The sequence below is a fragment of the Paenibacillus sp. FSL H7-0714 genome, from assembly GCF_038003765.1.
In the GTDB taxonomy this organism is placed as follows: Bacteria; Bacillota; Bacilli; order Paenibacillales; family Paenibacillaceae; genus Paenibacillus_AQ.
Genome location: NZ_JBBOPT010000001.1, coordinates 5,590,274 through 5,605,905, shown reverse-complemented (window position 1 = coordinate 5,605,905; position 15,632 = coordinate 5,590,274). Strand labels below are relative to the sequence as shown.

The following is a 15,632-nucleotide window of genomic DNA, read 5'->3' as shown; positions in this document are numbered from 1 at the left end:
GGGAGTAACTTATATGATTGCCATTAACGGTACTCCTTTGCCCAGCCCTACGAGTTATAAGGTAAGCATTCAGGACCTATCGAAAGGGGAACGTAACGTAAATGGTCTATTGCTGCTTGAGCGGATAGCCACTAAGCGCAAGATTGACTTAAGCTGGAAAATGCTTACTCAAGCCCAGTTCTCAGCCATACTTTCACTGGTATCAGGAGTGTTCTTTCAAGTGGAGTACCAAGATCCTCAAACTGGTGTTAGAACAGGCACCTTTTATTGCGGAGATCGTACCGCACCTGCGCTTAGCTTTGTTAAAGGAGTTGTGCAGTATAGTGAAGTATCGTTTAGCATAATCGAAAGGTAGGAGGCGCAGTATGATCGAGGTATCCAATCTATACAAAAAAGCGGTATACGCGCCCTCCCGGAAAACATCGGCTGTAGTCGAGTTTCAGATTTTAAATAATGAGGCGTACACGGAGGTGGATGCGTTAAACGCTACCTCCAACGCTCCACAAAGCCGTATATCACAGATCATCAATAAAGTGCGGCGTATGTCCAAACGTTACGCCACCTTTGAACCTAACTACTGGTTACTGGATGGTAGTTTCTACATCCTACCAAGTAATAATGAAAACTTATCCAGTGAATTAGGATGGTGGAGTGATTCCATATGTAATGATAATGGTATTTTTCCAACCGTTCAGGATCTAGAAATTAGCTTTTCAAAAAAACAAGAGAGTATTGGACTGACCCTTACCTTTGATCCTGTAGCGGGTGAATATCCGGCCGATTTTACCCTGAGTTTTTACGGTCCTGACGACGAACTGGGGAATCGGGGAGAATTAGTCGCTACAGTCGTAGTAACTAATCACCAATCGCCGTTCTATGTCTATTCAACCCCAATTAGTGGATATTGGAGCATCGTCATAAGTATTACGAAGTGGAAAACGGGAAATCGCCGGGCTCGGGTAACTGAAATTGACTTTGGTGTGATCCAAACATATGACGGTAACAAGCTTATGAATGTGAGTTTCCTTGAGGAAATGAACGTTGTGGGTGATACCCTGCCTTCCAATGAAATCAAATTCGTAGTCGATAACACGGACAAAACATTCAACATTCTTAATCCACAGGGGTACTATAAGTTCTTGGAACGTAATCAGGAAGTGAGCTTATCCTTGGGACTTGAGGTTGTGCCAGGCACCTTTGAGTATGTAAACATCAATAAATACTATTTGACTGATTGGCAAAGTGATGAGGGCACATTCACAACCACGTTCACGGCAAGAGATTTCCTTGATGCCTTAGAGAAGATAGAGTACATCAGTATTGCTGATACTACATTATATGCATTGGCAGAAGATATTTTAATCAAAGCAGGCATAAGCAATTATCAGATTGATCCGGAGTTGCAGAAAATTAGGACCCAGGGTTTTAAGACAAAAGTGGATTCGAGAAAAGGCCTGCAGTGTATTGGCATAGCGGGCAGAGCTGCAGTGTATCAAGATAGACGACTAGGAATTCCAGTCATCAGGCGATTTGCTGAAATGGATGCACGGACAACGTTTTTGAACTATGCGGGGGAGCCTGGCATGGTTGCTGGTGCCGGTACCTTCATGTATACCGATGGTGATTATCTAATGAAAAGCATTGACTTTGATAATGCATATAAAGAACCTCAAATCAAGCTGGATGATGCCGTGCGTAACATTGATATGTCAGTTATAACCTATGCAGAAGATACGTTTGACCAAGTGTTAAACACAGCCGTTACTGTGAGAGGTAAGGCGAAGGTATTCCTTGAGTACCAAAAACCAATCATATCAACCTCTGCACAAATAAACATTACTGGGGCTAAATCTCATACGACATTGAAAAATTACGACTCCGGTATTGAAATGGAAATTGTAGCTGATGGAGAAGTGGTTATAGTTATATCTGGTAAAACGCTGGCAGCCAATACTACCGTGTACACTCTATCTAATCCAACCATTAAGGAAGGGACTACACTACTTGTTGAAAATCCTTTGATCAATACGCCGGAACTCGCCCTTGAGGTAGGCTCTTGGCTGGCCTCAGAATTTGCTGCCCGCGCAGTTTACTCCATAAGTTGGAGGCAAAATCCGGCCTTGGAGTGCGGGGATATTGTCTTGATCGAAGATAGCTACGGGAACAAAAAGCAGTCCCGTATTACGAAACAAGAGTATACCTTTCAAGGGTATTTGAGGGGGAAGTCAGAGACCAAGGGAGGGGTATAGATGGACTGGGGTATTAAAGGATCATCAAATAGTGGAGACAAGAAAACTACAGTTAGAGCCGAGGGAACCATGTCGTTGTTCCCCAGAAACTCACAGCAACAAAAAACACCGTATAATTTCACAGTTATTGAAGGTATACGGGGTGGTGTGCCTTATACAGAGGTCTGGCTGTTAGTTAATGCATGGTATGACTATGACACCAAAAGGTTCAAGCGTACTGACGTTAACAACTTTAGTTTTGGTTGGCAGTGGCAAGGCGGAGGAACTTATCCTGGAGAGGAGAATATAGGTGATTTTATCAACCAAGGGATTAACCTCTGGAAAGCAAACGGAAAAAAAGCTTATGCAGAAGGGGATCCTGCGAGAGATCTAACCGGGGAAGATATTGGGGCTGAACAACCGGACGGCTCTTGGCGTGAGTTTGGTATCATGCTCGGTTGGAATAATCACTTTATGCTCGATGCTTATGGCGGTATGACCATTGGGGGAGCAGGGTTTGAGATTGATGGCTCCGGGACTTCTCCCTTTAAAAGGGTATCTCTAGGCCTGTTTAGCGGAGGCTCTGAAAATTCCTCCAGACCAGTAACGGAATATAAGTTTGCGTATAACGGTACCATGTGGAACACTCAGCATGGTTTATGGAACAAGGATGAAGATCAGTTGGATGGATACTATTACGGGTTTGAGTCACCTGTTAACTTCTATGATCAAGGGGATACAGTTAACTTAGGATCTGCTAGAGCCTTGATGCAAAAAATGAAATTTGTCATTAAAAAGCTGCCCGGGTACATACGTCCGTATGTAGAGAACTGGAAGAATCTTTTATCCATTGACCAAGATGGAATCATGGAAATTAATGGCGAAGAAACAATCGCTACTATTTCTAGAGACGATAATCCAAATGGGGCAACGACGTTATTGATTCCTTTTCCTGATTCTTCTTGGAACAAGGATAACATGGTTATTACTTCTTTTATCGGTAAAACCTTGTACTATGACGAACATATGAAAAACAAGCCGCAGACTTGGACATCTGATGGATTATTGCTTGATTTACAGTTCGGGTATTATACAAACATCCATACATCTTTCAAAAAAGTTAAGAAGAATCATATGAGTATTAACCCTGGATCTGGAATCACTATTAACGGAGCACCTCTGAATGAAAAAAAAGTAGTGCCTGTATCCTTGATAGCAGGGACAACCGATTTCAACATTAATTTTCCTGATTCCTCCTGGAGCAAGGATAATACTTTGGTGGTTGCTATCATAGGGACTCTAGCAGACGGTAATACTAGGCAGTTAGCTACTAATGCTACTATGACTCCCTATGGGATGTACGGTGGGTTAGGGACCAATGATTATGTGTCCGCTAAGGTTATTCTGCAAAAATATTAAATAAGGGGCTGATATCATGGCATGGACCGTGCCAAACCTTAACTGGACCGCAGCCGATTATTATAACCACGCAGATATGAGCAGGGTGGAGATTAATACGAAAGCCGTGCAGGACTTAATGGCTTCCAAGGGCTTCGCCGTCACTATTCAGGAAGGGGTATATAGCCGGAATATTTGGTGGGTGCCGTTTAAGGAGGAGTTCACTCGAATTGAAGCGAATCTGGAAGCCCTGCGTAAACGCTACACTCCTGTAGGGTGGAGGACTAGGGACTTGCCATGGACGGCAGATTCGCCTTTTTCCTACATTGATGCAAATCGTTGGGAAAATAATCTAAACTTACTTTGGAAATATTACAGCGGTCTATAGGAGGGCAATTATGGCGTACAATCGTACCGAATGGGAGAATCGCGAGGTCGAGAATCCACGTACTTATATTATTGACACTAACGGGGATGGAACCGTTACGTTGGTTCCAGCAGAGGGTACCATTATCGCGGCGGGAACACCGATAGCGGCGGCTCCTCTGAATAATATTGAAGAAGGCATACTTACAGTTGAGGAAGCTTTGTCACAATCTAATGTAAACTATATCAGGCAGCCAGGATTCGCCTCTACATCCGGGACAGGAGTTGCTTATAGCGCGGCATTAGACCCCGTACCTACTGCATATTATGAAGGTTTTGGGATTACAATTGTGCCTCACGTTGCAAATGGAGCAAATGCAACTTTGAATGTTAACGGGCTGGGCGCAATACCTTTGAAAGATCAGCGTGGTAACGCTTATGCTGCCGGCAGATTGTTAGTAGGTAAGCCTTATACTTTTAGAAAAGTAGGATCGGATTTTTTGGCAGATAGCGCGGGTGGTAACGGTTCAGCGCAACCCGCGCACGTACTATATCCATACAGCTTTACGAATGACTTTGGTGAGTTCTCAGGTACTATGCCACATATTACGGAAGGGGCTGACCCAGCTATTGGAGTAGGTCAATGGGGAGATGGTGCGTTAGCTGTTTACCCACGTGAGGGATACCGTAAAGGCGGTTCCGGTGCGGGTGAAATCAAAGTTTCTCTTGCACAGCTTCAAAGTGTTGAACCTCAGTTAAACCCTAGTGTAGTACTTGAAGGTAATAACCTGTTTGGCATGAATGGGGCTATTCCAAACTTATCCGCACGTAACGAACACGCTCCAGGATCACAGGTCACAGTGTGGCAAGGAGATAGGCTTTTCATTCAACCACCCGCAGGTTACTTTAATGGGGTTACATGGGTTACTACACCCGTTCCGCAACTGGTAGCAAACAACCTAGTTGAAGGGGCTAACGTGGCGGGTGTGGTGGGTACAGCACAGCGGAGAGGTAAGTTCGCATCCAGTAACGGTTGGCAAAACATGGAGGCAAACCAAAACGTACCTTGGAACATTAATGTCGGTTTTAGACCACAGATAGTGTATTATCAGTACTGGTGTTACTACAGGTGGAATAACGTGAATAACGAATACGGAATGTACCAAGTATTTGGATACGGCATGATGTCAAAAGGTACAAGCGGCTCCATTGAAAAAAGTATAGCGGCTAACGGTTTTGTGGGCGGTCCTACATCGGGCTTCAGCTTGTATAACCTTGCGTGGGATAATGACCCTATGAATTTTCCACGAAATGCTATTGATTGGGCAGGTAGAGAAAACATTAACGGTCCTACTCTAACTGTGAATTCATCAACGTATATAACGGATACAGGTTTCACAATGAACCGTGGATATGACTTTATAAAATCTGATGGCAGTAATCAGGCGCAACTTAACTGGTACTGTATCTAACCTAAACCAACTAAAGGAAGTGTGAAATGGACCTCAGATCATCCTAAAAACCTATAACTTCGTAATAAAAGAGACAGAAAGCCTTGCCCTCCATGCTACTTCGAGGGCTATTTGTGTTGAGGAGGGAAAGGTATGGAGATTACAACAATCACAGCGATGATTGCAGCTTTAAGTGGGATCGCGTTGGGGTGGATGGGCCGGACAACGGCTCTTAAGAAAGATGTTGCACAAGAGGCTGGTAGCGGTGCGGCGTTACGTACAGATGTCGAGTACATCAAACGTGGTGTGGACGATATCCGAGCTGATGTCAGACAGCAGGGACAACGGACAGATGTACTCTCTGAGCGAGTGACACGACTTGAAGAGTCTTCTAAGCAGTATCATAAACGACTTGATCGATTCGAAGAAAAGCAAAAGGGGTGATCTGTAATGGAATGGAATGCGGTTGCTAATTTTATCAAACCGGAGCTGCTACTTATCGTTGTTGGATGTTGGGTGATCGGATATATATTAAAGCAAACACCGCGAGTGCATGACTGGACCATTATTTATTGGGTCACACTGGCAGCTATTATCAATGTTTGCTTTACCCTTGGATTTACTATTGATAGTTTTGTACAAGGTATCTTGTGCGGGGCAGTAGCTGTATATGGTAATCAGTTTATAAAACAAGCGAAGAAAAGCGGTGATAATCAATGAAAAAAGTATGGATTGACGCAGGGCATGGTGGTAAAGACTCCGGTGCAGTAGCAAACGGATTGAAGGAAAAAGATATCGTGCTGGCAGTGTCACTGGAGATTAAAAAGCGGCTTGAGTCAAATTATGACGGAGTGCAGGTTATGCTCTCTAGGAGTACCGACGTATTTTTAGAACTGAAGGAGAGAACAGATCTCGCGAATAAAGCAGGCGTTGATCTCTTGGTATCCATCCACTGCAATGCTGGGGGCGGTTTGGGCGGTTTTGAGACATATAGACATACCAAAGCTTCCGCTGCATCTATGGCGCTACAAAATGCCTTGCACACAGCTATTATGGATATGCTCCATAAGGTTACTATTGGCATGATCAGCCGAGGCCAAAAGGTAGAAAACTTACACATGGTACGAGAGAGCAAAATGCCTGCAGTTCTGACAGAAAACTTGTTTTTGGATGTTGCGACAGACGCAGCTAAGCTTAAAAAAGATGTGGTAATCCAAGCAATTATTGATGGCCATGTGATCGGGATTGCAAAGTATCTCGGACTGAAAAAGAAGGAAGTGGTAACATTAAATACAGAATTGAAAGTGACAGTCAACGTAAATGGCAAAAAGGTTGCTGACGGAGTGCTAGATAACGGCACTACCTATACACCAGCTCGGGCGGTAGCAGAGGCACTAGGGGCGACAGTAATTTATGATGCAGTAAGTAAGACAGTCAATATAACAAAGTAATTTCCCAAATGTTTGGGAATATGAACAGCCCTGCTGACCATAATAGTCGGCAGGGCTGTTTTTTAGTTTGTTTTGAACCAGACACCACCAGAACCGTCATATTTTCTAGCAAAGCTAATAACTGGCGAAAGATCATCTTTCTTGACCTGGAACGCCACCCACCCCTCAGCAGATGAGCCTGCATATACTTTTGCATCTATACCAGGGTCAGGTAGAACTGCTAATAATGTATCATAATCAGTCCCAGCACTAGAGACAAGAACAAAGTCTCCTTTCCAGATATCGACTGCTGCATCTGCATTTTTTTTGTTTGAGACGATTTTGACGTTGGCTTTAGCCAAAATGTATTCATATCCTTCTTTCGGGGGTGTATTAAACGTATTTGCTTGGCTTATTAATTTCCATGCTTCATCCCCGCGAATGACTTGAGTGATGGAAACTTGTCCGGTATGTTTTTTCAAAGCAGTATCGACCGTAAATGATTGAGTAGATCCTATAGAAGCAGGTTTTGTTCGGCTTGACTGCACAGTGTCATTCGTAGAGGGAGAAGTTGTGTTTCCTTTGCTAGTGATAGTGGCTGTTTTTGTTTTGCTGTCATACTTCACATTTGCTCCTAATAGATTTCCCACATCTTTTAATGATACATAAGGAGCACCCTTAATTTCTTGAATATCAGCGGACGTAGTTTTTCCATTTACAATCAAATTAATTTTTGTCGCAGCGTATGCGCCAGCGGAAAACGTAGATACAAGGACAAAGCTGGCAATTGCAGCGGTAATCAATCTCCTTTTATTCATACTTACCTCCATATTTGGTTGATGGAGTAAGTTTATCAAATATAGGTAATATTTACTATGGAATTTTGCAGATATTAGTAGAATGAATAAAGCCCCCCCTAAGCATTATGCCAGCGGAGGCTGAATTAAAAATCATACTTCAAACTCTTCCCATCCTGGTGGTAGTGGATCTTCAGGTGCAGGTTCTAAATGTTCCGGTAGTTCACTGATAAGTAAGGGTTCTCCAATGTCGAGCAGGACAATTTGTGTTTCTTTCGCCAGCACGATGCCAATCTTGCCAGAGCGGAAACCGGCGATGATACGGATGCGAAGGCCCAACGTAATATCATTTATATTCATACGATCGCTCCATTTCGTTACCCACATTTTACCCACAAAGAGGCTTGTAGATTGCTATTTTTGGGTGTAGGTACTACTCCGTGAGAAATCGCGAAAACCCTGATTCCATATAGTTTTTTCTCGACTGTTCCTATTCGCTGTAGGTGTCGAGTTATATATGTTTTATATTTAAAGCTATTTGTAGAAATAGTTTAACGCGTCCTTCTCAAGAAATTTGGGGAGGACGTTTTTTTTAGCTTACGTATCGGTATTTAATTAATTTTTCAGTAGAAGGTCTGACATTTAATCGGAAAAAAATGATATAATTATTAGATCAGTGTGTAGAGATATTGGTCTTTGTTATTGGGCCAAAAATATATGTCTCATGATACGTCTGCCATCTGAAATTTATTCACGGAGATGACAAATATGCATGGAGACACAAGACTGCCCAGAAATGGAAAAGAAGGTATATTATTTCTACTCATTATTTCAATCATTTCAGTAAACACTATTGCCCCTATTATTGTGGGGTTGGAACGCGGCTTCAGTAAGGAAGTGTATATAGATACACTAAAGATTATTCCGTTTATGTGGATGATCGTAGTTTTATCCGTAAGATTAGTTGCAGGACCGATTGTTGGGAAAGTGATGCCAAAGTTTATAGGACAAACGGATGGGTTTAATGCTAGGGTTCTATTAAACACATTATTGAATGTCTCAGTATTATCGATTTTACTTTCGATTATTGGCACATGGGTCGGGACAAAACATATAAGCCTCGATCCACTAAAAAACTTCCTTCACATCTGGCCTAGAAACTTTGGCATAGCATTTTGGATTGAACTATTGGTCGCGCAGCCGATAGCCAGACTTGCAATGAAAACATTACATGCACGGCAAGATCGTAAAACAGAAACTGTGAATGCGTAACTGGCAGGATTGTTAACAAGGGCACCTGTATTCTTCAAGAGAATAAAAAACACAAGAAATAGCTCGTTAACCTTAACTGGTCGGCGAGCTATTTTGTGTTTTGTCGGAGTGAACCACGCTTCTCATAAGAAGCGAGAAGAAAGGAGACTATTTCGTGGCCAAAGCATACAATGGTGACGATATGGGTAATAAGCGTTACTCAGATAAGGAGGTTTATCATGAAAAAATCAACGATAACAGCAAGCCTTGTTCTGCTGTCTACCCTGATTCTGGGCGCATGCAGCAACAACGAGGCGGCTAACGAAGAGAAGTTAACAGCGACTACCACACCAGCAATTCCCGTTAATGAGATAACTGTCACCCCTAAACCATCCAATCCTCCAGAAAAAAACCAGCCTCAGCCATCTGATCGTCCTCTAACCCAAACGTTCGATGAACTGGAGGGGGGTGTTCCTGCTCAGACGGGTACACTAACACAGGGCGAAGGATATTCGCTATATATATTTGAGGGGTTCTCCTTGAATGCGAAAACTGGCCGATTATCGCTGGTCAAAGACCCTAACTATTATGCGGATATTGAACCATTGTCGTCTGGCTACGATCTCGTTTCCTTGAAGCAACAAGGCCAAGCTGAGCTGTCTGCCAACGGAGAGCCAAACGACTATAGTGGAGAACTTATCGAGCATCCGTTAGGCTATGCAGAACTTTACTTGCAAACAAGCAATGCGAACGGCTTGGTGGACTACATGGTTTGGAAAAATCAAGCCGGAGAGTCCTATCTTTTCCATACACATAACCCAAAAGGTGAGTTATCAGAAAAATTTGCTCCATGGTTAATGGTTTCGTTGTCAACAATTGAGGCGAATTAACCTCTGATTTATTGAGTGAAATGGAGAGAATGAAAAATACCATAAATCAGGATTTCAAATGGCCATGCGTTTTTTATTAAGTCAAGCTTTATAGATATAACAAGATCTCCATTTATGAAATAACTATATCAGAATATCCTGCAAAAATAGTCTGTGTACCAGGGCTAGTATCCGTCCATACCCCGATGTATCCACCTGGAGGAACGGAAGTAATATCAATATAATCTCCAATTAAGGTGACCGGTCCAACACCACCAGCATTCGGATCGAAGGAGACGTTCGTTATTCTTGTGTTCGTAAATGTCTGACCACCGTTGATGGACCGTGCGACATATACATCTAATAAGAATCCGTTAACTTGGTTGCTGTAATAGATCACATTTACAACGCCAGTCAAAGGATCAACATCGATCGCAGGGAAGAAGTTCTGGGATCCTGCGGGTGCACCGGTAATGCTTACTGGAGTGCTCCAAGTCATGCCCCTGTCATTTGAAATGGACATGAATACATCAGAATACCCTTGGCGGAAATCCTGCCAGATGGTATACACACGGTTGGTAAAGGGTCCGACCGACCGATCCGTTGAAATATTCGCAAACGTTAAGACACGGAAAGCATAACCAGGAACGGGCAGAACTATGGGTACAGGCACGATTAAGGACACGAGGACAGGTGCACCAAACGTTGTTCCACCATCCAGAGAGGTCCTGATCACAAATCGGAATTCTGGATTTGTTGTAATCCATGCGCCGTACACCGTGCCTACCAAATCCACCGCAACATCGGGACGTTCTACCTGATTAGCTTCACTGGATAGTAGAATTGGTGTATCCCATGTCGCTCCATTATCTCGGGACCGGCTTAGGAATGCTGTTGAATTACCGCCGTTGGCTACATTGAACTGATGATTGTAGGAAACATAGATATTTCCTAAATATGGGCTGGATTGCCCTACATCGATTGTGATATTCGTTTCATCATTATTAATGTAGGTTCCATATCCCATATTCACTATTACTGGACTACTGAAGGTAGTGCCGTTGTCGGTAGAAATATAGAATACAGTCGTTCCATCAGAAGCGCCGGGAAATACATGTGCAGCAATGGCAAATGTATTGGGAAAGGAATAGGCAACAGCAGGCGCTTCCGCTCCTGTAAATCCTGGTGGCAGAGGTAGTAAACTTTGCGACCAGTTTGCACCTCCATCTAGAGAGCGATACATCCCTATTAATGGAACTCCGGTCGTAGTGTCGACAGCTACTGCGATCATAATTCCTGGAATAAGCAGATTCACAGCAATATAAGGTTCGAACTTTGGCGGCAAACCTGTTGTGACCTGAAAATTGAAGTTTGTCATTGTCACCTCTCCTTTTTCCTCTTTCATTCTATGTTATGTGATATGGGGAAAGTGAACTGTGTACATGTCTAATTAGCTATTTATCCACGCTTTTCCCATTCCTCTTGCCTCACAACTTCCAAATTATTCCTGAATATATTGATAGAAAATGAGGGAAGGAGTGATGGAAATGCCTTATACCACTGGTCTTATTACGAATACAAGAGCAACAGGAACTGCAGCAAGTTATGTGGCTGTTAGTGTTCGTAATACTAGTAATGCGAACGCAATGATCATCGTCGAAATCTTCGGTGTTCCGTATTCAACGCTTGTACTAACACCGCTTTATGTCACAGGATATTATGTTCCAGCAATGAGTTCTGATATCAGAGAGTTCTTCATTGCGGGGAATGTATCTTACGAGGTTCAGATAAGTACCCCTTTTCCATTAGCAAATGTAGTATGCTCTACGTACGGTTTGGATGAGTTCGGAAATCTTGTTACCGATCAGAGAGTGCTTCAATCGGAATTAACGGAGATTACCGCCCTTTCTATACCTGTATAGAGTAATTGTTTAGACAATCATGCAGTAATCAAGAAGCAACCACCGATAGAAACAGGGTGGTTGCTTCTTTTTTTAGGCGCAATAAATCTCATAAAGGCATTCACACAGGCACAAAGGTGGAATTTAAATATACTAATTTTATACTCCAATGTAGAAAGAGGTAAAAATCATGACGGATGTAGGAGTAGTTATGCCTTTGTATACCCAAAAACCGGAATTCCTTCGGCAAGCTCTGGAGTCTGTTCTGCGCCAAACCTTCACCGAATTTCGACTGATCATTGTAATTGATGGTGCGCCAGATATGGAACCGCTTGTGAGATCAATAATTGCCGAGGATCCAAGGGTAACTATTATCTCTTATGTACAGAACAGGGGTATTGCACATGCGCTGAATACGGGCTTTGATCTTTTATTTAGCGAACCCAGTATTCAGTATTTGAGCTGGGTCTCCAGCGATAATGTTTATGAACCCCGTTTTCTCGAAATCCTTCGAGGGGCACTAGTGAAGGGGCCGCAGGAGCTAGGAATCGTGTACAGTTCTTTTCAAAGTATAGATAACGAGGGAAACCTACTTCATAACGAGCATCAGCTAGCTACTCAGCGAAATTACCAGTCACAGCCCAAAGAGAGATTGCTGGATTACTCGCTTATTGGTGTTTCTTTCATGTACAAATCGCAGGTTGCGAAGCTTGTTGGGGGGTACGGAATGGAGCCGGTGGAGGATTATGATTACTGGCTGAGACTTGCTGAACATTGTGATATTCGCTTTATCCCCGTGGAGCTGGTGAATTATCGTGTGGACTCTACCTTTAGTGTATCTGCACAGTTACATTCCACTGAAAATCATCGGAGATGGAGATATACGTACCACTTGACCCGCCATCAGGCGCGATTCCGTAGAGGGATTCGTCCTATGATTACCGTTTTATTTCCTGTAGTAAATGCTGGTGCGGAGGAAATAGCGAGGATAGAGAATTTGTATGAACAGACGTATAGCAATTATGAGTGTCGGGTGCTGGATTTATCACTTACGGGTCAACCATCTGTACTAATAGGTTCAATCCCTCATCCTGCAACAGAGTTTGTTTACATGCCAGGGGTTGTGGAGTCGCACGCGATTTGTGGAGCGCTAGAGCACTTGTCCACTCCCTACACGATAGTTTTAGGTCCCAAGATTTTCATCGGAACACTCGATATTGAATACATGCTGGAGGCTTTGATTACTACCGGTGGAGATACGATCTCCAATTATTATACGGATGATCATAGCTTGATTGGATTCCGGCATAGACATGTCCCATCGACTAAAAATCACTACTATAATGAGCTGTTTCGAAGCACAGATTTGTATGATTTGTTGAAGATCTATTTTTCCTAAAATAATATGTGAATGAGTGATCGTAATGAAGATTTTGTTCACCTTCTTCAACCCGAGCGGCGGCATGCAGACCCTGAACCGAGTGCGCTGCCAAGCATTACATGATCGCGGTGTAGAGTGTCATTTGTTGTACACACACCCTGGGAAAGGGCAGCAAAATATCCCTAATATTCAAACCTATATTACCAATAATGATGACGAGATCAGGGGACTGCTCACTCGGGAAGCTTTTGACTTGATTGTAGTGTGTACGGATATTTACTTAGCGGAGAGGTTTAGAGGGTTTGGTTACAAGGGGCCGCTTGTTTTTGAGGTGCAGGGATTGGGGACCTTAGATGAAGCGGAGCAAGTTATTAGTAATTTTAATGAGCGGATTCACAAGCTAACCGATGCACTGCTCTATCCAGAAACCACTCATTTGCAGACGCTTTTTAAAGGTGGATTTCCATCTGTTCCTCAATATTGCTTTGACAATCCGATCGATTGCGATCAGTTTGAATATACCAATTATCCCGCAAAAAGCTTTCCCATCCTCGGCTGGGTGGGACGAATTCAAACGAATAAGAACTGGAGAGAATTTCTACAAATCGGACAACGGCTGCTGGCGATCCATCCAGAGCTTTATTTATGGATTTTTCAGGACGATACTTTGTTTGAGCCGGAGCAAAAAGAGAGCTTCGAACAATTTGTAGCCGAGACAGGGATTTCCTCACGTTTGATTTCGCATTCCAATGTTCCTCACGGGCAAATGGCAGATTATATGAGCATTATTGGTGACTCGGGAGGACTGCTATGTTCCACCTCTATTCTCGAGGGGTTTGGGTACGCCGTAGCCGAGGCGATGTTGTGTCGTTGTCCTGTTCTTACTACGGATTCGGATGGCATTCGGAGACTTGTCATTAATAATCATACTGGAAAAATATACACAAGAGGGCAGCTGGATGAAGCTGTGAATGCTGCTTTATCTTTAATGCATGATCCAGCACTGCGGGACAGAATTAGGATGAATGGCGAATGGCATATCCGAAACAATCTTTCCTCCGGGCTGTATGCGGATAGATTTCTCCAGATGTCTCATCAATTGGTGAGACGCCGATCTAAGATCGAGCGCCGATGGTCTTAACTCTGCGGTTAAGCCGCAGGGTTAAGATGTTTTCTGTGCCTCTTCAATTAATTCCTTTGCATCATTCCTAACATTTCCGACAGCCATGGAAACTGGATAGGCTCGCATTAGTTGTTGATCATACGGTTTCAGGAGCTTTATTAGAGAGGTAGTGTCCTGATTGCCCCGATCCAGCCACTCTGTCTCATCCTCAGGCTTTAAAATAACCGGCATGCGATTATGGATTTCAGCCATAAGCTCGTTCGGAGTAGTCGTTATAATCGTGCAGGTACTTAGTTTATTACCCTCAGGGTCCATCCAAATATCATATAATCCGGCCATAGAGAAAATACCTCCATCGCGCATCACGATCCGCATGGGTTGTTTGCTGCTGCCCCGCACCTTCCATTCGTAGAAGCCGTCAGATGGGATGATGCAGCGGCGTGAGCTTACTAAGCGCTTGAAAGAAGGTTTCTCCAGCAGCGACTCTGCCCGGGCATTGATCATTTTGCTGCCGATTTTGTCATCCTTTGCCCATGAAGGAACCAGGCCCCAACGCAGTTCCCCAAGCTTATTGCTGGAACCTGTATGAATGACTGCCGGAATTTGCTGCATGGGCGCGGCGTTATATTTAGGGGCATAGTGGATAATGGTTGAATCATTCGCAAAATATCTGACCATCAACTCTTCCATAGTGACGGTTATTGTATAGCGTCCGCACATTATTTACACTCCCCAGTCAGTAGATTAGAAGTTCACTCCGTTTACAGCTTAATTTCATCATGTTATGCTCGGAATATTTCTTATTATAAACGAAGCGGAATGAATGAAGAAAGAGGTGCTCATTGGTGATTTTGGTAAGCTCTTGTCTAGCTGGCATGAAGGTGAGATATAATGGTACGGATTGTTTGGATGAGAAAATTCAGAAGCTTTTAAATGAGAATCAAGCGATTGCTGTGTGTCCAGAGTTGCTGGGAGGATTCTCAACGCCTAGAGAACCAGCCGAAATCATTGGTGGGAATGGCGAGGATGTGCTGGCAGGGACGGCTAAAGTAGTAGATCGATCAGGTACAGATGTTACAGATATGTATTTAGAGGGTGCTTATATTACGCTTGCAAAAGCCCAAGAGGTATCAGCTACGATGGTAGTGCTTAAAGAAAACAGTCCTTCTTGCGGCAGCAGTATGATTTATAATGGGGAATTCAAAGGGAAGAAAATAGCCGGAAATGGCGTTACTACAGCTTTACTTAGAAAAAATGGCATTGAGGTAACCTCTGAAGAGAACTGGCTACTATAATCCTAGCTTTCATAGGGAAATGATTACAATATTGTGTTCTTTCGCTTGTGGAAAACTCACTTCTCGCGCGGTATAATTTAATAGTTCCAAGTATAAACGTCTTCTTCGTCCTTTTTAGGACGGTCAGCGTTTAAGCGAGAAA

18 protein-coding genes are annotated in these 15,632 nt (G+C 43.3%); 14 read left to right on the top strand and 4 right to left on the bottom strand.

Annotated elements, in window-relative coordinates:
- Window positions 1-13 precede the first annotated feature (13 nt).
- The 8 genes from NST34_RS25120 (at window position 14) to NST34_RS25085 (ending at window position 6,894) form a co-directional block, all read left to right on the top strand.
- A complete protein-coding gene (locus tag NST34_RS25120) occupies window positions 14-355 on the top strand; it encodes a DUF6711 family protein (RefSeq protein WP_341128974.1) in 342 nt (113 codons plus the stop codon).
- 10 nt (window positions 356-365) lie between these two features.
- On the top strand, window positions 366-2,249 hold the full coding sequence (locus NST34_RS25115) for a hypothetical protein (protein ID WP_341128973.1): 1,884 nt from the start codon (window positions 366-368) through the stop codon (window positions 2,247-2,249).
- Window positions 2,250-3,647, top strand: a complete 1,398-nt coding sequence (locus NST34_RS25110) for a hypothetical protein (RefSeq protein ID WP_341128972.1) — start codon at window positions 2,250-2,252, stop codon at window positions 3,645-3,647.
- A 16-nt stretch (window positions 3,648-3,663) separates the two neighbouring features.
- Window positions 3,664-4,014 carry a hypothetical protein gene (locus tag NST34_RS25105; protein WP_341128971.1) on the top strand — a complete coding sequence of 117 codons (351 nt, stop codon included), beginning with the start codon at window positions 3,664-3,666 and terminating at the stop codon, window positions 4,012-4,014.
- 10 nt (window positions 4,015-4,024) lie between these two features.
- Window positions 4,025-5,464 (top strand): hypothetical protein, encoded by a 1,440-nt coding sequence (locus tag NST34_RS25100; RefSeq protein WP_341128970.1) that lies wholly within the window; start codon window positions 4,025-4,027, stop codon window positions 5,462-5,464.
- 132 nt (window positions 5,465-5,596) lie between these two features.
- On the top strand, window positions 5,597-5,887 hold the full coding sequence (locus NST34_RS25095; RefSeq protein WP_341128969.1) for a hypothetical protein: 291 nt from the start codon (window positions 5,597-5,599) through the stop codon (window positions 5,885-5,887).
- Window positions 5,888-5,893: 6 nt separating this feature from the next.
- Window positions 5,894-6,163: a phage holin family protein gene (locus NST34_RS25090; protein WP_341128968.1), complete on the top strand. Its 270-nt coding sequence runs from the start codon at window positions 5,894-5,896 to the stop codon at window positions 6,161-6,163.
- Window positions 6,160-6,894, top strand: a complete 735-nt coding sequence (locus NST34_RS25085; RefSeq protein ID WP_341128967.1) for an N-acetylmuramoyl-L-alanine amidase — start codon at window positions 6,160-6,162, stop codon at window positions 6,892-6,894. The genes NST34_RS25090 and NST34_RS25085 overlap by 4 nt, the downstream gene beginning before the upstream one ends.
- A 62-nt stretch (window positions 6,895-6,956) precedes the next feature.
- Here the strand turns inward: NST34_RS25085 and NST34_RS25080 are convergent, their stop codons facing one another.
- Window positions 6,957-7,691, bottom strand: a complete 735-nt coding sequence (locus NST34_RS25080) for a stalk domain-containing protein (RefSeq protein ID WP_341128966.1) — start codon at window positions 7,689-7,691, stop codon at window positions 6,957-6,959.
- A gap of 132 nt (window positions 7,692-7,823) precedes the next feature.
- Window positions 7,824-8,057, bottom strand: coding sequence for a hypothetical protein (locus tag NST34_RS25075; protein WP_341128965.1), 234 nt, complete (start codon window positions 8,055-8,057; stop codon window positions 7,824-7,826).
- Window positions 8,058-8,438: 381 nt separating this feature from the next.
- Between NST34_RS25075 and NST34_RS25070 the strand changes: the two genes are divergently transcribed.
- Together NST34_RS25070 and NST34_RS25065 are read left to right on the top strand one after the other, a co-directional pair.
- On the top strand, window positions 8,439-8,942 hold the full coding sequence (locus NST34_RS25070) for a hypothetical protein (protein WP_341128964.1): 504 nt from the start codon (window positions 8,439-8,441) through the stop codon (window positions 8,940-8,942).
- Between the two features lie 218 nt (window positions 8,943-9,160).
- Window positions 9,161-9,811, top strand: coding sequence for a hypothetical protein (locus tag NST34_RS25065; protein WP_341128963.1), 651 nt, complete (start codon window positions 9,161-9,163; stop codon window positions 9,809-9,811).
- Window positions 9,812-9,923: 112 nt separating this feature from the next.
- Here NST34_RS25065 and NST34_RS25060 read toward each other — a convergent pair whose 3' ends face one another.
- Complete coding sequence (locus tag NST34_RS25060; RefSeq protein ID WP_341128962.1) at window positions 9,924-11,168, bottom strand: sialidase family protein; 1,245 nt, start codon at window positions 11,166-11,168, stop codon at window positions 9,924-9,926.
- 169 nt (window positions 11,169-11,337) lie between these two features.
- Here NST34_RS25060 and NST34_RS25055 point away from each other — a divergent pair, with 169 nt between their 5' ends.
- From NST34_RS25055 to NST34_RS25045, 3 genes are all read left to right on the top strand, one after another.
- Window positions 11,338-11,712 (top strand): hypothetical protein, encoded by a 375-nt coding sequence (locus NST34_RS25055; protein WP_341128961.1) that lies wholly within the window; start codon window positions 11,338-11,340, stop codon window positions 11,710-11,712.
- A gap of 169 nt (window positions 11,713-11,881) precedes the next feature.
- Window positions 11,882-13,090 (top strand): glycosyltransferase family 2 protein, encoded by a 1,209-nt coding sequence (locus NST34_RS25050; protein WP_341128960.1) that lies wholly within the window; start codon window positions 11,882-11,884, stop codon window positions 13,088-13,090.
- A gap of 25 nt (window positions 13,091-13,115) precedes the next feature.
- Window positions 13,116-14,213 (top strand): glycosyltransferase family 4 protein, encoded by a 1,098-nt coding sequence (locus tag NST34_RS25045; protein WP_341128959.1) that lies wholly within the window; start codon window positions 13,116-13,118, stop codon window positions 14,211-14,213.
- Between the two features lie 21 nt (window positions 14,214-14,234).
- On the opposite strand, the gene NST34_RS25040 is transcribed toward NST34_RS25045, so the two are convergent.
- Complete coding sequence (locus NST34_RS25040) at window positions 14,235-14,915, bottom strand: SOS response-associated peptidase (protein WP_341128958.1); 681 nt, start codon at window positions 14,913-14,915, stop codon at window positions 14,235-14,237.
- A 125-nt stretch (window positions 14,916-15,040) separates the two neighbouring features.
- Between NST34_RS25040 and NST34_RS25035 the strand changes: the two genes are divergently transcribed.
- Window positions 15,041-15,490 carry a DUF523 domain-containing protein gene (locus tag NST34_RS25035; protein WP_341129594.1) on the top strand — a complete coding sequence of 150 codons (450 nt, stop codon included), beginning with the start codon at window positions 15,041-15,043 and terminating at the stop codon, window positions 15,488-15,490.
- Window positions 15,491-15,632: the final 142 nt, after the last annotated feature.